The sequence below is a fragment of the Methylophilus sp. Q8 genome (assembly GCF_000800115.1).
GTDB lineage: Bacteria > Pseudomonadota > Gammaproteobacteria > Burkholderiales > Methylophilaceae > Methylophilus.
Genome location: NZ_JUHE01000001.1, coordinates 2,400,679 through 2,424,616 on the forward strand (window position 1 = coordinate 2,400,679; position 23,938 = coordinate 2,424,616).

Annotated in this window: 23 protein-coding genes; 21 read left to right on the forward strand and 2 right to left on the reverse strand. The window is 50.8% G+C overall.

The window, feature by feature from the left end; all coding sequences use genetic code 11:
- Positions 1–3: 3 nt before the first annotated feature.
- Genes GQ52_RS11390 through cimA form a run of 4 tightly spaced genes read left to right on the forward strand, consistent with a single transcriptional unit; the run spans position 4 to position 4,952 of the window.
- Complete coding sequence (locus GQ52_RS11390; protein ID WP_235273228.1) at positions 4–1,176, forward strand: aspartate aminotransferase family protein; 1,173 nt, start codon at positions 4–6, stop codon at positions 1,174–1,176.
- A gap of 22 nt (positions 1,177–1,198) precedes the next feature.
- On the forward strand, positions 1,199–2,116 hold the full coding sequence (argF, locus tag GQ52_RS11395; protein WP_019882457.1) for an ornithine carbamoyltransferase: 918 nt from the start codon (positions 1,199–1,201) through the stop codon (positions 2,114–2,116).
- 38 nt (positions 2,117–2,154) lie between these two features.
- The gene (locus tag GQ52_RS11400) at positions 2,155–3,378 is read left to right on the forward strand and encodes an argininosuccinate synthase (protein ID WP_019882456.1); all 1,224 of its coding nucleotides are present in this window, start codon (positions 2,155–2,157) and stop codon (positions 3,376–3,378) included.
- 5 nt (positions 3,379–3,383) lie between these two features.
- On the forward strand, positions 3,384–4,952 hold the full coding sequence (gene cimA, locus GQ52_RS11405; protein WP_047517813.1) for a citramalate synthase: 1,569 nt from the start codon (positions 3,384–3,386) through the stop codon (positions 4,950–4,952).
- Positions 4,953–4,971: 19 nt separating this feature from the next.
- Here the strand turns inward: cimA and pagP are convergent, their stop codons facing one another.
- Complete coding sequence (gene pagP / locus GQ52_RS11410) at positions 4,972–5,556, reverse strand: lipid IV(A) palmitoyltransferase PagP (protein ID WP_047517815.1); 585 nt, start codon at positions 5,554–5,556, stop codon at positions 4,972–4,974.
- A 37-nt stretch (positions 5,557–5,593) separates the two neighbouring features.
- Positions 5,594–6,394: a helix-turn-helix transcriptional regulator gene (locus GQ52_RS11415; RefSeq protein ID WP_047517817.1), complete on the reverse strand. Its 801-nt coding sequence runs from the start codon at positions 6,392–6,394 to the stop codon at positions 5,594–5,596.
- 119 nt (positions 6,395–6,513) lie between these two features.
- Here GQ52_RS11415 and leuC point away from each other — a divergent pair, with 119 nt between their 5' ends.
- From leuC to purF, 17 genes are all read left to right on the forward strand, one after another.
- On the forward strand, positions 6,514–7,920 hold the full coding sequence (leuC, locus tag GQ52_RS11420; protein ID WP_047517819.1) for a 3-isopropylmalate dehydratase large subunit: 1,407 nt from the start codon (positions 6,514–6,516) through the stop codon (positions 7,918–7,920).
- 12 nt (positions 7,921–7,932) lie between these two features.
- Positions 7,933–8,571: a 3-isopropylmalate dehydratase small subunit gene (gene leuD / locus GQ52_RS11425; RefSeq protein ID WP_019882449.1), complete on the forward strand. Its 639-nt coding sequence runs from the start codon at positions 7,933–7,935 to the stop codon at positions 8,569–8,571.
- Positions 8,572–8,627: 56 nt separating this feature from the next.
- Positions 8,628–9,698 (forward strand): 3-isopropylmalate dehydrogenase, encoded by a 1,071-nt coding sequence (leuB, locus tag GQ52_RS11430; protein ID WP_047517822.1) that lies wholly within the window; start codon positions 8,628–8,630, stop codon positions 9,696–9,698.
- Positions 9,699–9,782: 84 nt separating this feature from the next.
- Positions 9,783–10,094 (forward strand): pyrimidine/purine nucleoside phosphorylase, encoded by a 312-nt coding sequence (locus GQ52_RS11435; protein ID WP_024931180.1) that lies wholly within the window; start codon positions 9,783–9,785, stop codon positions 10,092–10,094.
- A gap of 102 nt (positions 10,095–10,196) precedes the next feature.
- Positions 10,197–10,691 (forward strand): YajQ family cyclic di-GMP-binding protein, encoded by a 495-nt coding sequence (locus GQ52_RS11440; protein ID WP_047517825.1) that lies wholly within the window; start codon positions 10,197–10,199, stop codon positions 10,689–10,691.
- A gap of 28 nt (positions 10,692–10,719) precedes the next feature.
- Positions 10,720–10,827 (forward strand): entericidin A/B family lipoprotein, encoded by a 108-nt coding sequence (locus GQ52_RS11445; RefSeq protein WP_019882443.1) that lies wholly within the window; start codon positions 10,720–10,722, stop codon positions 10,825–10,827.
- 44 nt (positions 10,828–10,871) lie between these two features.
- On the forward strand, positions 10,872–11,984 hold the full coding sequence (asd, locus tag GQ52_RS11450; RefSeq protein WP_047517828.1) for an aspartate-semialdehyde dehydrogenase: 1,113 nt from the start codon (positions 10,872–10,874) through the stop codon (positions 11,982–11,984).
- A gap of 208 nt (positions 11,985–12,192) precedes the next feature.
- Positions 12,193–15,111 (forward strand): FimV/HubP family polar landmark protein, encoded by a 2,919-nt coding sequence (locus tag GQ52_RS11455; RefSeq protein WP_047517833.1) that lies wholly within the window; start codon positions 12,193–12,195, stop codon positions 15,109–15,111.
- 98 nt (positions 15,112–15,209) lie between these two features.
- Positions 15,210–15,983: a tRNA pseudouridine(38-40) synthase TruA gene (gene truA, locus GQ52_RS11460; protein ID WP_047517841.1), complete on the forward strand. Its 774-nt coding sequence runs from the start codon at positions 15,210–15,212 to the stop codon at positions 15,981–15,983.
- Between the two features lie 18 nt (positions 15,984–16,001).
- Positions 16,002–16,649 (forward strand): phosphoribosylanthranilate isomerase, encoded by a 648-nt coding sequence (locus tag GQ52_RS11465; protein WP_047517847.1) that lies wholly within the window; start codon positions 16,002–16,004, stop codon positions 16,647–16,649.
- 22 nt (positions 16,650–16,671) lie between these two features.
- Entirely contained in the window at positions 16,672–17,874 is a 1,203-nt protein-coding gene (gene trpB / locus GQ52_RS11470; RefSeq protein ID WP_019882436.1) for a tryptophan synthase subunit beta, read from the forward strand.
- Positions 17,875–17,970: 96 nt separating this feature from the next.
- Positions 17,971–18,771, forward strand: coding sequence for a tryptophan synthase subunit alpha (gene trpA / locus GQ52_RS11475; RefSeq protein ID WP_047517850.1), 801 nt, complete (start codon positions 17,971–17,973; stop codon positions 18,769–18,771).
- A gap of 51 nt (positions 18,772–18,822) precedes the next feature.
- Positions 18,823–19,689 carry an acetyl-CoA carboxylase, carboxyltransferase subunit beta gene (gene accD / locus GQ52_RS11480; RefSeq protein WP_047517853.1) on the forward strand — a complete coding sequence of 289 codons (867 nt, stop codon included), beginning with the start codon at positions 18,823–18,825 and terminating at the stop codon, positions 19,687–19,689.
- Entirely contained in the window at positions 19,689–20,984 is a 1,296-nt protein-coding gene (gene folC, locus GQ52_RS11485) for a bifunctional tetrahydrofolate synthase/dihydrofolate synthase (RefSeq protein ID WP_081979350.1), read from the forward strand. The genes accD and folC overlap by 1 nt, the downstream gene beginning before the upstream one ends.
- Positions 20,985–21,045: 61 nt before the next feature.
- Positions 21,046–21,816, forward strand: coding sequence for an SPOR domain-containing protein (locus GQ52_RS11490; RefSeq protein ID WP_235273243.1), 771 nt, complete (start codon positions 21,046–21,048; stop codon positions 21,814–21,816).
- An 8-nt stretch (positions 21,817–21,824) separates the two neighbouring features.
- Positions 21,825–22,343 (forward strand): CvpA family protein, encoded by a 519-nt coding sequence (locus tag GQ52_RS11495; RefSeq protein ID WP_047517877.1) that lies wholly within the window; start codon positions 21,825–21,827, stop codon positions 22,341–22,343.
- A 31-nt stretch (positions 22,344–22,374) separates the two neighbouring features.
- Positions 22,375–23,910: an amidophosphoribosyltransferase gene (purF, locus tag GQ52_RS11500; protein WP_047517880.1), complete on the forward strand. Its 1,536-nt coding sequence runs from the start codon at positions 22,375–22,377 to the stop codon at positions 23,908–23,910.
- Positions 23,911–23,938 lie beyond the last annotated feature (28 nt).

Here is a 23,938-nt window from a genome sequence, read left to right on the forward strand (position 1 = left end):
TTAATGAACACCTATGGTAGGCAGCCTGTGACGTTTGTCAAAGGCAAGGGCGTCTGGCTGACAGACACTGCCGGTGATCGCTATCTGGATGCGCTGTCCGGCGTGGCAGTAAATGGTTTGGGCCATGCCCATCCAAAGTTTGTGGCTGCGCTCAATGCGCAAATTGCCAGATTGATCCATGTCTCCAATATTTACCAGATTGCCGAGCAATCTGCGCTGGCCGATAAACTGGCTGAATTGTCCGGCATGGACCGCGTGTTCTTCTGTAACTCTGGTTGTGAAGCCAACGAGGCGGCCATTAAGCTGGCGCGTCTGTATGGCCATAACAAAGGCATAGACCACCCGGAAATCATTGTCATGGATCAAAGCTTTCACGGCCGGACCATGGCAACCTTGTCTGCTACTGGCAATCGCAAGGTGCAGGCCGGTTTTGAGCCCTTGGTGAGTGGTTTCCTGCGTGTGCCATTTGATGATCTTGAGGCAGTAAAAACCATCGCTTCACACAAAAACAACGTGGTGGCCATCCTGGTCGAACCCGTGCAAGGGGAAGGTGGCGTGCATATTCCGGCCAGCCTCAAGGCCTATTTGCAAGGCTTGCGCGAGATTTGTGATGCCAATGGCTGGTTGCTCATGCTCGACGAAGTGCAATCCGGCATTGCCAGAACCGGTACCTGGTTTGCGTTCCAGCATACTGGCATCGTGCCGGATGTCATGACCCTGGCCAAGGGTCTGGGCTCAGGTGTGCCGATTGGCGCCTGTGTGGCGCGTGGCATTGCGGCTGAAACCTTCACCCCAGGCAAGCATGGCTCTACTTTTGGCGGCAACCCCTTAGCGACAGCTGCTGGTTTGGCCACACTGGATATTATTGCCGAAGAGAAGCTGCGCGAAAATGCAGACACGGTGGGTGATTACATCCGCCAGCAATTTACTGCTGCGCTCCAAGGTGAGGCTGGCGTGATCAACATCCGCAATGCCGGCATGATGATAGGCATCGAGCTGGACAGGCCTTGTGCAGAGTTGGTCAAGCAGGCATTGGCAGCTAAGTTGCTGATTAACGTGACTTCTGAAAAAGTGATTCGTTTGCTGCCATCCCTGGTGATGAACAAGCAAGAGGCGGATGAACTGGTTAGCAGGCTGACGCCACTGATATTGAATTTTTTAAAGGCAAGCGCTTGATTGAACAAGTGCCCAACACATTATGAGTATTAAACACTTTTTGCAATTTAATGACCTGACGCGCGACGAGATTGAACATATCTTTGCGCGCGCCAAATGGATTAAATCGCAGTTTAAAGACTACAAACAATACTGGCCGCTGGTTGACCGCACGCTGGTCATGATCTTTGAAAAAGCCAGTACACGTACGCGCTTGTCATTTGAGGCCGGTATGCAGCAATTGGGCGGCTCAGCGATTTACCTGAATACGCGTGACTCACAACTGGGTCGCGGTGAGCCGGTAGAAGATGCGGCACAAGTCATTTCACGCATGAGCGATATCGTCATGATTCGTACTTTTGAGCAAAGCATTATTGAACGCTTTGCGCAAAATTCACGCGTGCCTGTGGTCAATGGCCTGACCAATGAATACCACCCGTGCCAGATACTGGCTGATATTTTCACTTTTATCGAGCATCGTGGTTCGATTCAAGGCAAAACCGTGGCCTGGATTGGTGACAGTAATAACGTCTGCAATACCTGGTTGCAAGCGGCAGAAGTACTCGATTTTAATGTACACGTGTCTACGCCGCCGGGCTATGAAGTTGAGCCTGAGCGCGCCAATCTGTATGGCACCTCGCACTTTGAATCTTTTGCTGATCCGATGGAAGCGGCACGTGATGCAGATTTAGTGACCACTGACGTGTGGACATCGATGGGCTTTGAAGCCGAAAACGAAGAGCGTCGTAAAGATTTTGCTGACTGGCAAGTCGATGAAGACATGATGAAAGTGGCTAAGGCCGATGCGGTGTTTATGCATTGCCTGCCAGCGCACCGCGGTGAAGAAGTGTCTGCCGAAGTGATTGATGGCAAGCAAAGCGTGGTGTGGGATGAAGCAGAAAACAGATTGCACACGCAAAAAGCATTGATGGAATATTTGTTGTTAGGAAAAGTGGCTTGATTTCACAAGCCAGATGAATTCAGTTTGGGATAATTTAGATGAGCGATATTAAAAAAGCGGTGTTGGCTTATTCCGGTGGTCTGGACACCTCCGTGATTTTGAAGTGGTTACAAGATACCTATCAATGTGAAGTGGTGACGTTTACCGCTGACCTCGGTCAAGGCGAGGAGCTGGAACCAGCACGTGAAAAGGCCAAAAAATTTGGCGTGAGCGAGATTTATATCGACGACTTGCGTGAAGAGTTTGTGCGTGATTTTGTGTTCCCGATGTTCCGTGCCAATACCGTGTACGAAGGCGAATACCTGCTGGGTACCTCCATTGCGCGTCCGTTGATTGCCAAGCGTCTGATTGAAATTGCCAATGAAACCAAAGCCGATGCCATTTCGCATGGGGCGACCGGTAAAGGCAACGACCAGGTGCGTTTTGAGTTAGGTGCTTATGCGCTCAATCCGAATATCCAGATTATTGCGCCATGGCGTGAATGGGATTTGTTGTCTCGTGAAAAGTTGCTGGCTTATGCCGAAAAACACAGTATCCCAGTGGAAATGAAGCATAAACAAGGCGGCAGTCCATATTCCATGGATGCCAACTTGTTGCATATCTCTTATGAAGGCCGTCACCTGGAAGATCCTTCCGCTGAAGCTGAAGAAGATATGTGGCGCTGGACTGTTTCACCGGAAAAGGCACCTGATGCTGCCGAGTACCTGGATATTGAGTTCAAACATGGCGATATCGTGGCCTTGAATGGCAAAGCCATGAAAGCACACGAGATTCTGGCCGAATTAAACCGTATTGGTGGTCAGCACGGCGTGGGCCGTCTGGACCTGGTGGAAAACCGCTATGTGGGCATGAAGTCTCGTGGTTGCTACGAAACGCCTGGCGGTACCATTATCCTCAAAGCACATCGTGCGATTGAAAGCATCACATTGGACCGCGAAGTGGCGCATTTGAAAGATGACTTGATGCCACGTTACGCCAGCCTGATTTACAACGGTTACTGGTGGAGCCCTGAGCGTGTTGCCTTGCAAACGCTGATCGACCATACACAGGCGACGGTGAATGGCTGGGTGCGCGTCAAGCTTTACAAAGGCAATGTGATTGTCGTCGGCCGTGACAGCAAGACAGACTCCTTGTTTGATTCAACCATTGCCACGTTTGAAGATGACAAAGGCGCTTACGATCAAAAAGATGCCGGCGGCTTTATCAAGCTGAATGCTTTGCGTATGCGTATTGCGGCTAATTTGCACAACCGTAAAAAATAATTTTTATGGCCAATCGACGCGTCATTGCTTACGACTCCACGTTGCGTGATGGCGCGCAGGCGCAAGGCGTGTCTTTTTCAGTGGAAGATAAACTCAAGGTCGTGCAACGCCTGGACCAGCTGGGCATTGGGTATATAGAGGCAGGCAACCCTGGTTCGAATCCTAAAGATCTTGAGTTTTTCGCACGCGTCGGTGAGTTGCAATTGCAGCATGCCAAAATTATTGCTTTTGGCAGTACGCGTCGCATCGGCATTGCCGCGGCCGAAGATAAGAATTTGCAATCGCTACTTTCTGCTAACACGCAGGCGGTCGCGATTTTTGGCAAAAGCTGGGATTACCAGGTCACCGATATCCTGCGCACCACGTTGCAGGAAAACCTGGCGATGATAGGTGACACCATTGCCTATTTAAAAGCGCAGGGCAAAGAGGTGGTATTTGACGCTGAACACTTCTACGATGGTTACAAAGCCAATCGCGAATATGCCATGCAAACCCTGCAAGCCGCAGTGGATGCTGGGGCTGATGTACTGGCATTGTGTGATACAAACGGCGGCACTTTCCCGAACGAAGTGTTTGCGATCACAGAGACCGTGGTGAAGCAGTTTCCATCCGTTCAAGTCGGCATACATTGCCATAATGACTGTGAAATGGCGGTGGCTAACTCAGTGGCTGCTGTGCAAGCAGGAGCAACGCAGGTGCAGGGCACGATAAATGGCATCGGTGAACGCTGTGGTAATGCCAATCTGGTGTCGATTATCCCCAATGTGCAATTAAAGCTGGGCCTGGACTGTATTTCAGCGTCACAGTTGTCTGAGTTAACCGCGGCAGCGCGTTTTGTCAGTGAAGTGGCTAATGTGGCTTTTAACGACAAAGCACCCTATGTGGGGCAGGATGCTTTCGCCCATAAAGGTGGCATGCACATTGATGCTGTGAATAAGAATCCGAAGTCCTACGAGCATATCAACCCAGGTACGGTGGGTAATGAGCGCCAGATTCTGGTGTCAGAAGTGGCGGGACGCGGCGCGATTTTGCGCAAATTACAGCAAATTGACCCAAGCCTGACCAAAGAGTCTGATGCGGCGGTTAAGATACTGGAGCAGTTGAAAGCACTCGAGCATGAGGGCTACCAGTTTGAAAATGCTGAGGGCTCGTTTGATTTGCTCATGCAAAAGTTACTAGGTAAGTTTGAGCCATTTTTTAGCCTCAAGCATTACAACGTCAATATCGACGAACCTTCGGCCCATGCCAAAAATTCCAGGGCGACAATTCAGATTTGCGTGAACGAACAAGAGTCCAGCGCCACTGCGCAAGGAGATGGTCCGGTAAATGCGCTGGATAAAGCCATGCGACAAGCGCTGGAGCAGTTCTACCCAGTGATTAAAGATATCAAGCTGGTCGATTACAAGGTCCGTGTGCTGGATTCTAACCAGGCCACGGCGGCCAAAGTGCGGGTATTCATTGAATCCACCGATCAGCATAGCAACTGGACGACCATAGGCGTATCGTCAGATATTATTGAAGCTTCGTGGCTGGCCTTGAAGGATGCGCTGGAATATAAGCTGATTCGCCTTTAATTGCGCTGGCAAATACTCTTTAAAACGCGACGGTTGACCACATAAACAGCACATTGCCATTGCCTTTGGTGCCCGGCACATAGGTAGCGTTGACGATCACCTTATCGTATCCCACTGCTGCAATCGGCAACAATACAGGTAGCGGTTTATAGTTGTAATCACTTCTGGCCGTGAAGCCTGCGGTTAATCCCACCCCTGCATTCAAGCCACTGGCCTGGCCCGCCAGGTTTTTGACATGTCCGTAGCCCACAATTGGCTCCCAGTCATCATGTGAGTCTTTAAACGCCATCACATAATAGCCATCCCAGTTGCTGTCAGCATCGCGGTGCGACTTGCCTATGCCCAGCCCCCACGGACGCTCGTTAAACGAATCGATTTTCTCTTTCGAGTACATGCTTCTGTTGTGATAAGTCACCAGCGGTACATATAAATCAGTTTGATCGGATTTTTGCCATACATCCGTCAGGTGGTTTTTAAGCTGCCCAAACCAGCTGTCTTGCGTTGCAGTATTGGCTGATTCTGGGTTTGCTGTTTCTGCACTGGCGGCTTCGGCATTTGCGTGCAGGCTGAGTGTGCTGATGAAGAGGAGTGCATATATTTTCATAACATTTTAAGCGGTCTGATTTTTAGTTAACATTTTCTCACGAATTTGCTGTGCTGGTTAGTTGCAAAAGCACCAGTTTCAGTTGTTCTTGCTCTACAGGCTTCAGCGTGACTTGTTGAAAGTGAATCAATCCATCCACTGGATGTTGAAATTCACGTTGTCCGCCTTGTCGTTCCAGTACATCGTGTTGTTTCCAGAATTGGGTAAATTCTACACTGGCGGTACTTAACTCACTGACCAGTTGCTTAACTTCAGGTTCCTCTAATCTCGAGCGGCAGTCTGCGCGAAATTCAGCCACCAGGCGGCGTGCACGCATCTCCCAATTAACGACAAACTGCCGGGCTTGCGGGTTTGCAAACACAAAGCGCAGCAGGTTTGGGCGCTGGGTCTTCGGCCAGGCGACGTCCAGCAGTCCGGTAAATAATGTCTCTGCTGGCTGGTTCCAGGCCAGGATATCCCAGGTGCGGCCCATCACATACGCGGGAATCTGCATCTGCTCCAGCATGGCGACCAGTGTTTCCGGGGCCGTATCGACTTCGTTTTGATGTGCTTGTGGATCACGTCTGTCGGCCATATCAAACAAATAACTGCGTTCAGACTTGCTGAGTTTCAAGGCTGTTGCCAGCCTGTCCAGCGCTTCGGCCGAAACATTGACTTCGCGTGCCTGCTCTATCCAGGTGTACCAGGTCGCACTGATGCTGGCCAGTTGTGCGACTTCTTCGCGGCGTAAACCTTGTGTACGGCGGCGTGAGCCGGAAGGGAATCCGAATTCTTCTGGGGTGCCACGCTGACGCATGGCTTGCAGAAATTCCGCCAGTTCCTGCCTTCTCGTATCCATTTGATTTGTTTATCCTATTAGTCTTAATACTAGTATAAACTATCTTCTTGTAAGGGTATTAAAACTTAGGTATTCTGCGCGAGTTTTATCAATATTTGCGTGGTAAGAAAGGAACAGTCATGGCAGGCAAAACGCTGTACGACAAATTGTGGGAATCGCATGTGGTGCATGAGGAATCTGATGGCACCTGTTTGATTTATATCGACCGTCACCTGGTACACGAAGTCACCAGCCCGCAGGCGTTTGAAGGCTTGCGCATGGCTGGCCGCAAGCCATGGCGTAACTCCAGTATTGTGGCGAACCCTGACCACAATACGCCGACCAAAGATTGGGACAAAGGCATTGAAGACCCGATCTCGCGTCTGCAGGTAGAAACCCTGGACAACAACATCAAAGAGTTTGGTGCTTTGGTGTATTTCCCGTTTAAAAACAAAGACCAGGGCATTATCCACGTCATCGGGCCTGAAAATGGTACAACCTTGCCAGGCATGACCGTGGTCTGTGGCGATAGCCATACCTCTACCCATGGTGCTTTCGGTGCCTTGGCGCATGGTATTGGTACCTCAGAAGTCGAACACGTGTTGGCGACACAAACACTGGTGGCCAAAAAATCCAAAAGCATGCTGGTGCGTGTTGATGGCCAGCTTGGCAAAGGTGTGACCGCGAAAGATGTGGCATTGGCTATTATTGGCAAAATCGGGACTGCTGGCGGTACTGGCTATGCGATTGAGTTCGGTGGCGAAGTGATTCGTAGCTTGTCCATGGAAGGCCGTATGACGCTGTGTAATATGGCGATCGAGGCTGGTGCACGTGCCGGCTTGGTGGCGCCAGACGAGAAAACAGCGGCCTACCTCGAAGGTCGTTTGCATGCGCCTAAAGGTGACCACTGGACCAAAGCGGTGGCTTACTGGACTACACTGAAATCTGAAGCTGATGCAGAGTTTGATACCGTGGTGACCTTGAATGGTGCTGAAATTGCGCCGCAAGTGACCTGGGGCACCTCACCTGAGCAAGTGCTGCCAATCGGCTCGACGGTGCCGGATCCGGCGAAAGAAGTGGATGCAACCAAGCGCACCAGTATCGAAAACGCCTTGAAATACATGGGCTTGTCAGCGAATACGCCGATTGATCAAATTCAGCTGGATAAGATTTTTATTGGTTCATGCACAAATTCCCGCATTGAGGATTTGCGCGCTGCAGCCAGTGTCGCCAAAGGTAAAAAAGTGGCCAGCAATATCAAACTGGCGATGGTCGTGCCAGGCTCCGGCCAGGTGAAACGTCAGGCAGAGGCTGAAGGCTTGGACAAGATTTTTATTGAGGCTGGTTTTGAGTGGCGTGAGCCAGGTTGCTCCATGTGCCTGGCCATGAACGCAGACCGTTTGAGCCCGGGTGAGCGCTGTGCCTCTACCTCTAACCGTAACTTTGAAGGCCGCCAGGGCCCGGGTGGTCGTACGCACCTGGTCAGTCCGGAAATGGCTGCCGCTGCTGCGATTGCCGGTCACTTTGTGGACGTGCGCAGCGCATAAGAGGAGAACATCATGAAAGCATTTACTACTTTAAATGGGCTGGCCTGTCCGCTGGATCGTGCCAACGTCGATACCGATGCCATTATCCCGAAACAGTTTTTGAAATCGATTAAACGTTCTGGATTTGGCCCTTACTTGTTTGATGAGTGGCGTTATACCAACTATGGCGAGCCTGGCATGGATTGCAGTACCCGTCCGCTTAACACAGAGTTTGTCCTGAACCAGCCACGTTATCAGGGCGCACAAGTGCTGCTGGCACGCGATAATTTTGGTTGCGGCTCTTCGCGCGAACACGCGCCATGGGCGATTGAGGATCAAGGCTTTCGCGTAATTATTGCGCCTAGCTTTGCCGACATTTTCTTTAATAACTGCTATAAGAATGGCATTTTGCCGATTGTGGCCTCAGCTGAGCAAGTCGATAGCCTGTTCAAAGAATGCCTGGCCAATGAAGGCTATACATTGAATGTCGATTTGGCCGCACAAACGGTGACTACGCCTTCAGGCCAGTCATTCAGTTTTGAGATTACGCCTACCCGTAAGCACAATCTGCTGAACGGCCTGGATGAAATCGGCCTGACTTTACAGCATACGGATGAGATCCGTGCTTTTGAAGAAAAGCACAAACAAAGTCAGCCCTGGTTATTTGCTTAATGGAACGTGTCTTCTCTCGCAAAGAGAATGCATCAAAAAATAAAAGGAATTTTTAAATGGCATTAAATATTGCTGTATTGCCAGGTGATGGCATTGGCCCGGAAATTATTGCGCAAGCTTTGCGCGTACTGGAAGTGTTGAAAAAAGACGGCCTGGACATGACCTTTACGGAAGCGCCTCTCGGCGGCCAGGCTTATGACCAGTTCGGTCATCCATACCCTGAGTTTACGCAAGAGGTCTGTCGTAAAGCTGACGCCGTCTTGCTGGGCGCCGTCGGTGGTCCGCAGTACGACAATCTGGACCGCCCATTGCGTCCTGAGCGCGGCTTGTTGGCGATCCGCAAGGACCTGGGTTTGTTCGCTAACCTGCGTCCTGCCGTACTGTTTCCTGAGCTGGCGAATGCCTCTACCTTGAAACCAGAAGTAGTGGCAGGCCTGGATATCATGATCGTGCGTGAACTGACTGGTGACGTTTATTTCGGCCAGCCACGCGGTATGCGCACTAACGAGCAGGGCGTGCGAGAAGGTTTCAACACCATGATTTACAGCGAGCCTGAAGTGCGTCGTATTGCGCATGTGGCTTTTGACATCGCCATGAAGCGTGGCAAGAAGTTGTGTTCTGTGGACAAGGCCAACGTGCTGGAAACCACTGAGTTCTGGAAAGAGATCGTCATTGATGTGGCTAAAGAGTATCCGGAAGTGGAGTTGAGCCATATGTACGTCGACAATGCCGCCATGCAGCTGATTCGTAATCCTAAGCAGTTTGACGTCATGGTCACCGGCAACATTTTTGGTGACATCTTGTCTGATGAAGCTTCGATGCTGACCGGCTCTATCGGCATGCTGGCGTCTGCTTCCTTGAATGAAAGCAAAAAAGGCTTGTATGAGCCTTCACATGGTTCTGCGCCGGATATTGCTGGCAAGAACCTGGCTAACCCGATTGCGACGATTCTGTCCGTGGCGATGATGTTGCGTTACAGCTTTGGTAATGAAGCGGCCGCGACCCGCATTGAAAATGCAGTGAAAAAAGTATTGGCAGCAGGCTACCGCACGGGTGATATCTATGAAGAGGGCACCAAGAAAGTTTCTTGCTCTGAAATGGGTGACCAGATCGTCGCTGCCATGTAAAGCAGGCTCTGCGGGCGGCGCTGTTCATGCCGCCCGTTCAATTTTAAGATATAGTCGTAACTAGTATTGATTAGGAATTTAAAAATGGCACAATTTGATAATGTCAGCGTAAAAAAGAAAGCCAACGTTTATTTCGATGGTAAATGTGTGAGCCACACGGTGTTGTTTCCAAATGGTACACGCTGTACCGTGGGCGTGATTTTCCCTAGCACATTGACCTTTAACACTGGCTCACCAGAATTGATGGAAATTAATGATGGCGTGTGCAAAGTCCGTCAAAAAGACGAAGATAACTGGACAACCTATAAGGGCGGCGAGAAATTCACAGTGCCTGGTAACTCCAGCTTCGATATTGAAGTGTTGGAGACAGTAGACTACGTCTGCCACTTCGAGTAATTGTGATTGCTCGGCAGGGCCGCGTTGCAAGCGCTTGCCGTACTGAATGTACTGTCTGAGCGCTTGCGCCTTGTCCTGCCGTCGCTTGTGAGGTTTTAAAATATGCCAAGTTTTGATATTACGTCTGAAGTCGATATGGTCAATTTGAAAAATTCGATTGATGCTTCTGTCAAGCAGATCACCAATCGTTATGATTTCAAGGGCACGTCGGCCAAAGTCGATTTTAACGAAAAAGACAAAGTGATTACCTTGTTTGGTGACAACGACTTTCAGCTGGATCAGGTGAAAGACATCTTGTTGCCAGCCATGGAAAAAAAAGAGCCTGAGTCATCCAAACGCCTGGAGCACAAAGATGTGCAAAAAGTGTCAGGAAACAAGGTGAAGCAAGAGCTGCATGTGCGTGATGGCATTGATAGCGACCTGGCCAAGAAAATCACCAAGCTGATTAAAGATAGCGGCATGAAGGTACAGGCGAGCATCCAGGGGGATACGGTACGTGTCAATGGCGCCAAGCGCGATGTGCTGCAAGATGCGATCGCATTTGTGAAAAAAAGTATTACCGATTTCCCATTGAAATACGGTAACTTCAGGGATTAGTCATTGGGAGAATAATATGGCGAAATGGATGACATTAGTATTGACGGTGTTGGTGTTAGCAGGCTGCAACACCATTAATGGCATGGGTAAAGATATTGAACAAGCGGGTGAAGCTGTTCAGAAATCGTCCAAATAATTTATTGTTAATGCCGGATGATCCGGCTGAAATATCGAGTCACTATGTTAAAAGTAGGGTTTGTAGGCTGGCGCGGCATGGTTGGGTCCGTGCTGATGCAGCGCATGATGCAGGAAAATGATTTTGCGGATATCGAGCCGCAATTTTTCACGACCTCGCAAACAGGTGGTGCTGCGCCTAAAGTGGGTAAAGATTCTCCTGCATTAAAAGATGCCAGGGATATCAACGCCTTGCGTCAGATGGACGTGGTTGTGACTTGCCAGGGGGGCGATTACACCAGTGAGGTGTTCTCGCAATTACGTGCGACTGGCTGGCGTGGTCACTGGATTGATGCGGCTTCAACCTTGCGCATGGAACAAGACTCCGTGATCATTTTAGACCCGGTTAATATGCATGTGATTAAAGATGCATTAGCCAATGGCGGCAATAACTGGGTTGGCGGTAACTGTACCGTGTCTTTGATGCTGATGGCATTAAACGGCCTGTTTAAGGCTGATCTGGTGGAGTGGGCGACATCCATGACTTACCAGGCGGCTTCAGGTGCCGGTGCTCAGAATATGCGTGAGCTGATTAGCCAGATGGGCGTGGTGAATGCCTCTGTGGCTGGCTTGCTGGCAGATCCTGCCTCTGCGATCCTGCAAATCGACAAAACCGTGGCAGAAACGATTCGTAGTGAAGCGCTGCCAACCGCTAATTTTGGTGTGCCCCTGGCTGGCAGCCTGATCCCATGGATTGATAAAGACCTGGGTAACGGCCAAAGCAAAGAAGAGTGGAAGGGCGGCGTTGAAACCAACAAGATTTTAGGCCGTGAAGCCAACCCGATCGTGATCGATGGTTTATGTGTACGCATTGGTGCCATGCGCTGCCACTCGCAGGCGTTGACACTCAAGCTGCGCAAAGATGTGCCACTGGATGAAATCAACCAGATGCTGGCCGAAGCCAACGAATGGGCCAAGGTGATTCCTAACGAGCGTGAGATCAGTATGCGCGAGCTCACGCCAGCGGCCATTACCGGCACACTGACAACGCCGGTAGGCCGTTTGCGCAAACTGGCGATGGGTGGCGAATACCTGTCCGCCTTCACGGTGGGCGACCAGTTATTGTGGGGGGCAGCAGAGCCTTTGCGCAGAATGTTGAGAATTCTGGTAGAAGCTTAAGTAATTGATTAAATAGCGGCCCGTAAAGCCATGATTTATTAATGAAATCATGGTCTTTTCGGGCTTTTGCTTTTTATATAATGCGGTTTAATGGGGACTATAGCCTCAAATCGGTGTATTTATTGCTCCCAAGCCGCCTGGGCGTGCTTGCGTGGCTGTGTGAATGATGCTATTTTGACAAGCGCCATGAATGAATAAGGGTTAATCGGTGAGTAAATTTCAATTAAAAAAAATAGCCTTTGCCTTGAGTTTGAGTACGGCCCTCTCGGCGCATGCTGCCGGTTTGGGTAGCATGATTTCCAGCTCAAAACTTGGTGAGCCGCTCAATGCGGAAATTGAGCTGTTGGCGGTGACACCAGCCGAGCTCAACAGCATTCAGGCGACACTGGCCAGCGAGCAGGTCTATCAGGACCAGATGCTGGAAAAGCCGGCTTCTTATCCGTTTATTAAAATTGAAGTGGGTAACAACACCAAAGGTCAGCCTATCCTTAAGCTGACAAGCTCACAGCCGATTACCGAAGCCTTCCTGGATATGTTGATTCAGGTAGATTGGCCGACCGGACGCCTGGTCAAGGAATACACCTTGTTACTGGATCCGCCTGGTTTTAACTCTAACTATGTTTCTGAGTCGGCCGGATTACCTGTGACAGGCCAGTCAGTGCCACCAGCCACTACCAATAATACGGCGCGAGTGCCAGAGACAAGTCAGCAGCCCGCCCAAGAGCCCAGATCCGAACCCAGTAAACCTCGCCAATCTAAGCCTGCAGCGGTGCCCGCACCGAAACAGGTGGCAGCGGATGAGGCTGCGAACGCCGAGCAAGCGTTGACTACTGAGCGTGGTGATACGCTTTATGCCATTGCCAGGCAAATGAAGCCTGATAACGTCAGCGTGGAGCAAATGCTGGCAGCCCTTTACCAGTCTAACCAGCAGGCGTTTGATGGTAAAAACATGAATCGCCTTAAGGTGGGCAAGATTATTCGCATGCCAGATCAGGCTACGCTGGATAGTGTTAGTCGCCCGCAGGCAAAAAGCCTGATTGCCGAGCATGCGACCAACTGGCAGGCCTATAAAAATTCACTGGCAAAAGTGGTCAAGGAAAGCGAAGCTAGCCAAACTGGTGGTAATACACAGCAGTCTGCAGGCAAGATTGGTGCAGCAGGTGAGAAACCAGCGCCTCAAGCCAAACCAGGTAAAGATGTATTGAAGCTGTCTGCCGGTGACGCTAAGTCAACCACGCAAGCTGACAAGGCCGCAGCTAAAGCATCAGCGGCAGCAGAGGATGCGACCGCTAAAGCGAATGCCATCAAAGAGGAACAGTCTCGTGCTGCAGCGCTTGAAAAACAAGTTGCAGACATGAAAAAGCTGATGGAAATGAAGAATAGCGCCATGGCGCAGGCTGAGAAAAATGCTGCGCAGGCAGCAACTGAGCCAAAAGCAGAAGTAAAGCCTGACGCAAAAGTAGAGCCAAAACCGACGGAGCAAGCTGCCAAAGCGCCTGCAGAGCAAACCAAAGTGCCACCAGCCGCGGTTGTGCCGGAAAAACCGACACCAACTGCCGAGCCAGCCAAGCCTGAGTTGCCTGTAGAGGAACCCGCAGCTGAGACCGTGCAGCAACCATCGTTTATGCATGTATTGCTGGAACGCCTGAAAAACATCAGCCCGGTGTTGCCATTGGCATTGATCGCCTTGCCGGTATTGCTGTGTGTCTGGGCATTGATCCGTATTCGCCGCAAAAAACAAATCGATAATTTTGAAGATGTGATTGTGACATCCCCAGCTACCGAAATGCAGAACAATACGGTGTTCGGGGATACGCAAGCTGCCGCTTCTGGCGACACTTCTTTCCTGACGGATTTCTCGCAAAGCGGTGTCGGTGGCATGATAGATTCGCACGATGTGGATCCGATTGCCGAAGCAGAAGTGTACATGGCCTATGGTCGTGATGCACAAGCTGAGGAGATTCTGAAAGACGCGATTCAGAAAGATCCCGAGCGTCAGGAGCTCAAGTTGAAGTTGCTGGAAATTTATCAGACAACGGGTAATAAAGCTGCGTTTGAGTCCCTGGCCAGTGATGTCTATGCCAAAGCTGGTCCGGCAGATGCTGCCTGGTCCAAAGTCAGCGCCATGGGGCAGAAACTGGATCCTGAGAACACGCTATATCAGGCCACGCCAGCAGCAGTCAGTAATGTTGCACCTTTAGCTGATGCAACCGTGCTGCCAGTCGCAGAAACACAAAATGAAGAAGATGCATATCACTTTAACTTTGAAGCGCCTGCCTTGGAGTTTGATGGGGCTTCAGAGGCGGTGGCCGCTGCCAGTGCTGAGCCAGCGACTTCCGCTGAAAACTCTGTACGCCCTGCGGCAGAAGAAGTGACGATTGAATCCGATACTGATGCGTTATCTGCCACAAGCGATGACGATGCGTTGGCGCTTGATACGTTTACGAGCGAACCGGCCCCTCAGCGTGCAGATGACACAACGCTTGCGTTCTCGGAGGATGCTACCAGCGCTGCGGATACGCTACGCTTTGAGGTTGAACCAGCCTCTGTGGCAAGTGTAGAGCCAGCCAGTGATGATGTCAGCGATACTTTAAATGTTGATGATGATCTCGCACTGACACCTAAAGCGCTGGATTTGCCTTCGCTAAACCTGGATGATGTTCCGCAAAGTGCAGAGGCTGCAAGCAGCAAGCCATTGTCAGCCACCACCGGTGAGCAAACGCTGTCCAGTGAGGATGCTGTGTTTGACTCATTGCCTGAGTTGTCACTGGAGCTGGGCGGTCCGAATGATGCGATTGGCGAGCGTGTGAGTGACGATGCTCTGGAAATTGAGGAAATTAGCCTGGGCTCTGCCGATGCTGCATTAAATGAAACACCTGCCGCAGAGGACGCAGCCGACAGTATTGCTTTCCCTGAGATATCCCTGGATGTCGCCGAGAGCAGTACGGCAAGTGCTGAGGAGATCGCCGATGAACCGGAAGAAGTGAACACCAAACTTGATTTGATTCAAGCCTATATTGACATGGAAGATGTGGTGGGCGCCAAGGAACTGATCGATGAGGTGATCGCAGAAGGTGGCGAGCGCCAGCGGCAACGAGCCAGCGAATTACTGGCAAAATTAGCGTAAATCAAGGCCGGGTTCCCGGCCTTATTCATTTTTACTGCCACTCACCGGCAGTGTGGCCTGATTTGGCGTAATGACAGACAGCCCTTATACTAGGCGCCATGAAAATTGCGATTGGCATTGAATATCACGGCGCCTATTTTCAAGGATGGCAAAGTCAGCCAAATGCCGCAGGCGTGCAAGATGCCATTGAGCGAGCCATTGAACAGGTTGGCGGTGAAAAAGTACGTTTACATGCGGCCGGACGTACCGACTCAGGCGTGCATGCCTTGATGCAAGTGGCACATTTTGAAACTTCAGTTGTCAGACCATTGAGTGCCTGGGTGCGTGGCACCAATGCGCACTTGCCAGCCTGGGTACGTATATTGTGGGCGGTTGAAGTGGCTGAGGATTTTCATGCCAGGTTTAGTGCCCGTGCGCGCAGCTACCAGTATGTGTTGCATAATCATGCTGTGGCGCCAGCCAGCCAGCACGGGCGTGTGGGCTGGTACCACAGGCCGCTGGATATTGCATTGATGCAACAGGCAGTGCCTGGCTTAGTGGGCGAGCATGATTTCAGCGCTTTTCGTGCCAGTGAGTGCCAGGCCAGCACGCCAATACGCACGATGCATCGTGCCGATATTACACAACATGGGCGATACATCATTTTCAGTTTTAAGGCGAATGCCTTTTTACAGCACCAGATTCGTAATATGGTGGGCGCGTTAGTCTATGTCGGGCAGGGCAAGTTAAGTCCGGCTGCGTTTGCCGATTTGCTGCAACATAAAGACAGGCGTCTTTCACCCCCTACGTTTATGCCCGATGGTTTGTATTTTACCGGGGTAGAGTATGACGGCCACTGGCAATTGCCCGTGTGTGAAGCGCATTGGGACTAAAGAAAGTAAATAAACAATATGACGAGAACCAGGGTAAAGATTTGCGGGATTACCCGCCTGGAAGATGCATTGGCGGCGATTGCCGCAGGTGCAGATGCGCTGGGGTTTGTATTTTATGCGCCTAGCCCACGCGCGGTCTCGGCGGCACAAGCCCGGGCAATCATGGCAGCGCTCCCGCCCTTTGTAAGCAAAGTCGGCTTGTTTGTGAATGCATCGCCTGAAGAGGTGCAGCAGGTGATGACAAGCACAGGCCTGGATTGTTTACAGTTTCATGGGGATGAATCGGCAGACTATTGCGCGCAATTTAATCTGCCATATTACAAAGCAATCCGCGTCAAACCAGGGGTAAATTTGGTACAATGCGAGCTTGATTTTGCGTCAGCTTCAGCCTTGTTGCTGGATACCTACTCTGAAAAAGCGGTGGGCGGTACAGGTGAGGCGTTTGACTGGTCGCTAATCCCTGCGGGTTTGCAAAAGCCATTGATATTGGCCGGTGGTTTAAATCCGGAAAATGTCCTGCAAGCCACACGTCAGGTGCAGCCTTATGCATTGGATGTGAGTGGCGGGGTAGAAGCACAAAAGGGGATAAAATCCCCGCAAAAAATAGCTGCATTCATGCAGCAGGTGGTGCGGTGTGATGCTGCACGTAATGGGCGGTTTGAGTAGAAAACGAGATACGGAGTAACGCATGCAAGTCTATGACATGCCAGATGAGCGCGGTCATTTTGGCCCTTTTGGTGGCGTTTTTGTCGCAGAAACCCTGGTGGAAGCCTTGGAAGAACTGCGGGTGATGTATGAAAAATACCGTCACGACCCTGAATTTCTGGCTGAATTTGCTTATGATCTCAAGCACTTTGTTGGCCGTCCCAGCCCGATTTACCATGCTAAACGCCTGTCTGAAAAAGTGGGCGGTGCACAAATCTATCTTAAGCGTGAAGATTTAAACCATACCGGCGCGCACAAAATCAACAATACGATTGGCCAGGCGTTGCTGGCCAAACGCATGGGTAAGCCGCGCGTCATTGCGGAAACCGGTGCCGGGCAACATGGCGTAGCGACCGCGACGATTGCTGCTCGCCTGGGCCTGGAGTGCGTGGTCTATATGGGGGCTGAGGATGTTAAGCGCCAGGCGCCAAATGTGTTCCGCATGAAGCTGCTGGGCGCCACTGTGGTGCCCGTCGAAAGTGGCTCAAAAACCCTGAAAGACGCATTGAACGAAGCCATGCGTGACTGGGTGACCAATATCTCCAATACGTTCTACATTATCGGTACTGTGGCGGGTCCACATCCTTATCCGATGATGGTGCGCGACTTCCAGGCCGTCATTGGTATCGAAGCGAAAGATCAGATGCAGGAAATGATAGGGCGCCAGCCAGATGCTATCGTCGCCTGTGTCGGCGGCGGCTCCAATGCCATGGGTATTTTCTATCCATATATTGACGTCGAAGGCGTACGCCTGATTGGCGTTGAAGCGGGCGGTCATGGGTTGAGTACTGGCCAGCATGCCGCGCCATTAACCGCGAATAGCCCGATCGGTGTATTGCACGGTAACCGTACTTACCTGATGCAAGATGAAGATGGCAATATTATTGAAACGCACTCGATCTCTGCCGGCCTGGATTATCCTGGCGTTGGCCCTGAGCATGCCTGGTTAAAAGATATCAAGCGCGCTGAATACGTGGCGATTACCGATGAGGAGGCCATGACGGCTTTCCATAACCTGTGCCGTACTGAAGGCATTATTCCTGCGATGGAATCCAGCCACGCCCTGGCGCATGCTGAGAAACTGGCCAGAACCATGTCTCCGGATCAGGTGGTGCTGGTAAATCTTTCTGGCCGTGGTGACAAAGATATTAACACCGTGGCACGTTTGGCTAATATTACCCTGTGACCTTTTGCCTGCATGACTGCGCTTGTCAAACGCATCAGCGCAGCCATGTATTGCAGATCCACTGTCATTATTTGAATTAATTAAAAAAGCATTCTTATGTCCCGCATTCAATCTGTATTTGCCACCCTCAAGGCACAAGGTAAAAAGGCACTGATTCCCTACATTACAGCGGGCGATCCGCACCCTGATCAAACCGTGCCTTTGTTGCATGCGTTGGTAGAAGCGGGTGCCGATATGATTGAGCTGGGTGTGCCGTTTTCTGATCCAATGGCGGATGGCCCGGTAATCCAGCGCGCCAGTGAACGTGCATTGGTACACAAGATGGGCTTGCGTAAAGTATTGGCCATGGTGAAAGCGTTTCGCGCAACCAACCAAACAACGCCTATCGTACTGATGGGATACGCCAACCCGATTGAAGCCATGGGGAGTACCCAGTTCGTTGCCTTGGCGAAAGAGGCTGGTGTCGATGGCGTGCTCACGGTTGATTATCCGCCTGAAGAGTGTGAAGTCTTTAACCAGGAACTGGCAGGTGCGGATATTGATAGTATTTTCCTGCTGTCACCTACCACCGAGCCATCACGTACTGAATTGATCGTGAAGCAGGCGACAGGCTTTTTGTATTATGTCTCGCTCAAGGGCGTGACGGGGGCGGCTAACCTGGATATTGTCGAGGTGAAAAAACGCGTGGCAGAAATTCGTAAGCAAACCAGCTTGCCGATTGGTGTTGGTTTTGGTGTGAAAGACGCGGCGACTGCACGTGAAGTAGCGGCAATTGCCGATGCGGTGGTGGTGGGTAGTCGTATGGTATTGGCGATTGAAAGCGCTAATGCCGACAACCTGATTGCCAATGTGCAGACATTAACGAAAGAATTGCGTACGGCGATTGATTCTGTATAGACCGGTGTATTCAGGTTTTCAGCATATCGCAATATAAAAGCAGGAGAAGCTATGAGTTGGTTAGACAAGATTCCACAAAAAATTAAACGTGCTGTTGGCTCGGTACAAAAACGTAATGTGCCAGAAGGCTTATGGCATAAATGTGATGCCTGCCAAACAGTACTTTACCGTACTGATCTGGATGCCAACCTGGAAGTATGTCCGCAGTGCGGTCATCACCACCGACTCGGCGCACGTGCTCGCCTGGATGTATTGCTGGATGCAGAAGGCCGTATTGAAATTGGCGCTGACGTCACGCCGGTGGATGCCTTAAAGTTTAAAGACAGTAAAACTTACGCCGAGCGCATGAAAACTGCCCAGCGTGATGTGAAAGAAAAAGATGCGCTGATTGTGATGCGTGGCACGGTTGAAGGCGTGCCGGTGGTGGCTGCCGTATTTGAATTCAAGTTTATGGGCGGCTCCATGGGCTCTGTGGTTGGTGAGCGCTTTGTACGCGGTGTACAAGATGCCATCCAGCACAAGTCTGCATTTATCTGTATTTCTGCCAGTGGCGGTGCACGTATGCAAGAAGGCCTGTTGTCGTTGATGCAAATGGCTAAAACCAGTGCCGCGTTGACCAAGCTGTCTGAAGCCGGGTTGCCATATGTCTCCGTGTTGACGGATCCGACCATGGGCGGTGTGTCAGCCAGTTTTGCCATGCTAGGGGATGTGATTGTGGCCGAACCGAATGCGCTGATTGGTTTTGCCGGCCCGCGCGTGATTGAGCAAACGGTACGCGAGACTTTGCCTGAAGGCTTCCAGCGCGCAGAGTTCCTGCTGACGCATGGCGCCATCGATATGATTGTCGATCGCCGTGAAATGCGTGCCAAACTGAGCCAGGTATTGTCCAGTTTCTTGAATATTACCAAAGCTGCCTGATGCCACCTGTGATACCCGAGCTTCCCCAAACAGTTGAGGATTGGCTCGGCTACATCGAATCCCTGCACCCCAAATCCATCGAGATGGGCTTGGGCAGGGTGCAAACAGTCGCTGCACGCCTGCAGCTAGCGTTTCCGTTTACCGTGATCACCGTTGGTGGTACCAATGGCAAAGGCTCTACCTGCGCCATGCTGGAACGTATTTATAGCGCTGCCGGTTACCAGGTCGGCTGTTATACCTCGCCACATCTGGTGCATTACCAGGAACGTGTTCGTTTCAATACCAATGTCATTGCCGATGCCTTGCTGTGTGACGCCTTTGCCGCCGTAGAGCAGGCACGTGGGGATATCACGCTGACCTATTTTGAAATGGGTACGTTGGCAGCATTATGGGCCTTTGAGCAACAGCCATTGGACGTCGTTATTCTTGAGGTTGGTCTGGGCGGGCGCCTGGACGCGGTGAATATTGTCGATGCTGATTGTGCGATTGTCACCAATGTCGATCTCGATCACATGGAGTTTCTGGGTGATACCCGCGAATTGATCGGTCACGAAAAAGCGGGCATTTATCGCCAGCAGCAGATTGCCATTTGCGGCGATGTGGCGCCGCCAGCGTCATTATTGGCGCATGCCGATACGCTGGCAGTGAAGTTAAACCGCTTTGGCGTGGATTACCAGATTGATATCTCGGATACACAATACGCGCACTATCGGGATGCACAAGGTCAGCTGGATATAGGCAACTTGCGCTTGTTTGGGCATTACCAGTGGAATAATGCCGCGAGCGTGATATTTGCCGTGCGTGCTTTGCAAGCAACATTGCCAGTCACGGAAGGTCAACTGTTGCAGGCGTTAACCGGCACAGAGGTCACTGGCCGTTTTCAATACTTGCAGCACGCGCCGGATGTGATTCTGGATGTGGCACATAATCCACATGCTGCGCGCGCATTATGTGACAACTTGCAGCGCCTGAGTGCCGATGGCGGCCAGGTGATTGCCGTATTCTCCATGTTGTCTGATAAGGATATTGCCAGTGTGGTGGACATCCTGCATCCAGTGATTGATACGTGGCATATTGCCCCCATCCAGCATCTGCGTGCAGCGGCGCTTGACTACTTGCAAGCGTGCTTAAGTCAGAAAGTGCCGCTGGCCCATATTCACCTGCATGCTGATTTACCCGCCGCATTGCGAACGGCTTATAAAAAAGCGGCAAAAAATGATAAAATTATTGTGTTCGGCTCATTCTTCACTGTAGCTGCAATACTCGAATTAACGACTGATCAGTGGGTTGCGTAAAAACGCCACGTGTATACATAGAACTGAATGTGAACCTCAAAACAGTATGGCGAGAGATGCTTTGACAGACAACGAACTGTTGCTCAAAAAAACTGCCCGCAGGCGGCTGGTAGGTGCGATCACCCTGGTGGTTTTGATGCTGATTGTATTGCCCTTTGTGCTTAAAGACCGGGTGATCGAATCCAGCCATGATAACGTTGAAATTACGGTGGTCAATCGCCAGGCCAACCGTGAGCCTATCCTTGAGTTACCTGATGATGAAGTTGTATTGGATAACGAAGCTGCACCAGCGGCCAATACATCAGAAAATAATGCTTCCGAAGTGGCTGAGGCTAATATTGAAGAAGCGCCAGTTTCTGCGCCCGCAGTAGTAGCAACGCCACAAAAACAGGTAAAAACAGAGCCTGCCAAGCCTGTTGCCGCGCATGCACCAGTTAAACCCGTACCAAGCGTTGAACCCAAAGTTGAACCCAAAGTTGAACCCAAAGTTGAACCCAAAGTTGAACCCAAAGTTGAACCCAAAGTTGAACCCAAAGTTGAACCCAAAGTTGCGGCGGTTAAGCCTGAAGCTAAAGAAGAGCCTGTTGCATCCGATAAAAAATCTGGTAAGTTCTTTGTACAGTTTGGCGTGTTCTCTGACCCGAAAAACCTGGAAACCCTGCAAGGCAAGCTGAAGCAGGCAGGATTCGAGTCAGCCACGGAAAAAGTGGATGCGGCTGGTCAGAAACTACGCTTGCGTACGCGTACCTATGCTACCCGTAATGATGCTGCTGCGGCATTGAAAAAACTGGAAGCGGCCGGGTTTAGCGGTATTGTGGCCAGCAAATCCTGATATAGGCCATGACTGTTTTTGATTATCTGGTATTAGGTATTATCGGCTTCTCCATTTTGGTCGGGCTGATGCGCGGCGCCATCCGTGAGCTGTTTTCTGTAGTGGGGTGGGTGCTGGCTTTTTACCTGGCGAATCGTTTTAACGGTGAGGTCATCGCCTATATGCCAGAGCAGATTCCTGGTGATGCAATAAAAGCCATGGCGGCTTTTTTAGTGGTGTTTTTACTGGTGCTGTTTGTCAGTGCCTTGCTCGCCTTGTTGCTGACCACCTTGATCAAGGCGGTCGGTTTGGGCGGGCTGAACAGAGTACTTGGCGGTTTGGCTGGTATTGTTAAAGGCGTGTTGGTGGTCTGTATCCTGGTGATGCTGGCTGCCATGACGGATTTGCCCAAGGATCCGCGCTGGACGAATGCAACATTCAGTGCGCCAGTAGAAGCGTTGGTCTTGAAATTACTGCCATGGATGCCATCTAGTATTGCTAGGCACGTACATTTGGATCATCAGCGGGTAGATGAATCTGCCATTTAATTTGTAATCAAGTGTTTGATAGGATGTCGCTATGTGTGGAATTATCGGTATTGTAGGCAAGAACCCGGTGAATCAGTTGTTGTATGACGGATTGCTGGTATTACAGCACCGTGGTCAGGATGCCGCTGGTATCGTCACTTGTGATGGCAACACTTTCCACATGCATAAAAATAATGGCCTGGTGAAAGATGTATTTCATACACGCCATATGCGCAATCTGGTCGGTAATGTAGGTATCGCCCATGTACGTTATCCGACAGCAGGCTCGTCTAGTGCTGCTGAGGCACAGCCATTCTATGTAAACTCACCCTTCGGCATCGTATTAGGCCATAACGGCAACCTGACCAACTCTGAACAGCTTAAATCTGAAATGTTCAGGCAAGACTTGCGGCACATCAACACCAACTCCGACTCAGAAGTATTGTTAAACGTGCTGGCGCACGAAATCGAAAGCACTTCTAAAAACGCCTTGCTCAATAGCGATATGGTGTTTGATGCCGTTGCTGGTGTGCACAGACGTTGTAAAGGGGCGTATGCCGTGGTGGCGATGATCGCCAACTTTGGTTTGCTGGCCTTCCGTGACCCACATGGTATTCGCCCTCTGGTGATTGGCAAGCAAGTGACCGACAAGGGGGCTGAATATATTATCGCCTCTGAAAGCGTCGCACTGGATGTGCTGGGTTTCACCATGGTGCGTGATGTTGAGCCAGGTGAGGCGGTATTTATCGATATGGACGGCAACTTATTCAGTCGTCAATGCGCAACGAATCCAAAACTGACCTCCTGTATTTTTGAATATGTTTATCTGGCACGCCCTGACTCAGTGATCGACGGCGTCTCTGTTTACCAGACCCGTCTGGACATGGGTACCTTGCTGGCTGAAAAGATTAAACGCGAATGGGCGGATAAGAAAATTGATGTGGTGATCCCTATTCCGGATACCAGCCGCCCGAGTGCATTGCAACTGGGGATTGCCTTGGGCCTAGATTACCGTGAAGGCTTTATCAAAAACCGCTATATCGGTCGCACATTTATTATGCCGGGCCAGGCCTTGCGTAAAAAATCCGTGCGCCAGAAACTGAACCCGATCGGCATTGAGTTCAAGGGAAAAAACGTATTGCTGGTAGATGATTCTATTGTGCGTGGCACCACCTCGCAGCAAATCGTCCAAATGGCGCGTGATGCAGGTGCAAACAAGGTTTACTTTGCTTCAGCAGCGCCGCCAGTGCGTTATCCAAACGTATATGGCATTGATATGCCTAGCCGTCATGAGTTGTTGGCGACTAATCGTACCGATGAAGAGATTTGTGCCGAAATCGGTGCTGATGCGCTGATTTACCAGGACCTAGATGCCTTGCGTGAAAGCATTGCCAAGTCCAATCCACACATGACTGAATTTGACTGTAGTTGTTTTGATGGTAAGTATGTCACTGGCGATATTGATGCGGCTTACTTAAACCGTATTGAGTCTGCGCGCAGTGATATGAATAAAAAGCAATTGCCGCCTAACTCGACCACGCAGCTTGATTTGAATCTGTTATCTACAGACTTGGTGGGTGCCGAGTAAAAGTTGACAGGCGCCAGCAAAAGGCGTT

Coding starts and splice junctions, on each gene's coding strand:
- GQ52_RS11390 (WP_235273228.1), top strand. CDS start 4: ATGAACACCTATGGTAGGCAGCCTGTGACGTTTGTCAAAGGCAAGGGC.
- argF (WP_019882457.1), top strand. CDS start 1,199: ATGAGTATTAAACACTTTTTGCAATTTAATGACCTGACGCGCGACGAG.
- GQ52_RS11400 (WP_019882456.1), top strand. CDS start 2,155: ATGAGCGATATTAAAAAAGCGGTGTTGGCTTATTCCGGTGGTCTGGAC.
- cimA (WP_047517813.1), top strand. CDS start 3,384: ATGGCCAATCGACGCGTCATTGCTTACGACTCCACGTTGCGTGATGGC.
- pagP (WP_047517815.1), bottom strand. CDS start 5,556: ATGAAAATATATGCACTCCTCTTCATCAGCACACTCAGCCTGCACGCA.
- GQ52_RS11415 (WP_047517817.1), bottom strand. CDS start 6,394: ATGGATACGAGAAGGCAGGAACTGGCGGAATTTCTGCAAGCCATGCGT.
- leuC (WP_047517819.1), top strand. CDS start 6,514: ATGGCAGGCAAAACGCTGTACGACAAATTGTGGGAATCGCATGTGGTG.
- leuD (WP_019882449.1), top strand. CDS start 7,933: ATGAAAGCATTTACTACTTTAAATGGGCTGGCCTGTCCGCTGGATCGT.
- leuB (WP_047517822.1), top strand. CDS start 8,628: ATGGCATTAAATATTGCTGTATTGCCAGGTGATGGCATTGGCCCGGAA.
- GQ52_RS11435 (WP_024931180.1), top strand. CDS start 9,783: ATGGCACAATTTGATAATGTCAGCGTAAAAAAGAAAGCCAACGTTTAT.
- GQ52_RS11440 (WP_047517825.1), top strand. CDS start 10,197: ATGCCAAGTTTTGATATTACGTCTGAAGTCGATATGGTCAATTTGAAA.
- GQ52_RS11445 (WP_019882443.1), top strand. CDS start 10,720: ATGACATTAGTATTGACGGTGTTGGTGTTAGCAGGCTGCAACACCATT.
- asd (WP_047517828.1), top strand. CDS start 10,872: ATGTTAAAAGTAGGGTTTGTAGGCTGGCGCGGCATGGTTGGGTCCGTG.
- truA (WP_047517841.1), top strand. CDS start 15,210: ATGAAAATTGCGATTGGCATTGAATATCACGGCGCCTATTTTCAAGGA.
- GQ52_RS11465 (WP_047517847.1), top strand. CDS start 16,002: ATGACGAGAACCAGGGTAAAGATTTGCGGGATTACCCGCCTGGAAGAT.
- trpB (WP_019882436.1), top strand. CDS start 16,672: ATGCAAGTCTATGACATGCCAGATGAGCGCGGTCATTTTGGCCCTTTT.
- trpA (WP_047517850.1), top strand. CDS start 17,971: ATGTCCCGCATTCAATCTGTATTTGCCACCCTCAAGGCACAAGGTAAA.
- accD (WP_047517853.1), top strand. CDS start 18,823: ATGAGTTGGTTAGACAAGATTCCACAAAAAATTAAACGTGCTGTTGGC.
- folC (WP_081979350.1), top strand. CDS start 19,689: ATGCCACCTGTGATACCCGAGCTTCCCCAAACAGTTGAGGATTGGCTC.
- GQ52_RS11495 (WP_047517877.1), top strand. CDS start 21,825: ATGACTGTTTTTGATTATCTGGTATTAGGTATTATCGGCTTCTCCATT.
- purF (WP_047517880.1), top strand. CDS start 22,375: ATGTGTGGAATTATCGGTATTGTAGGCAAGAACCCGGTGAATCAGTTG.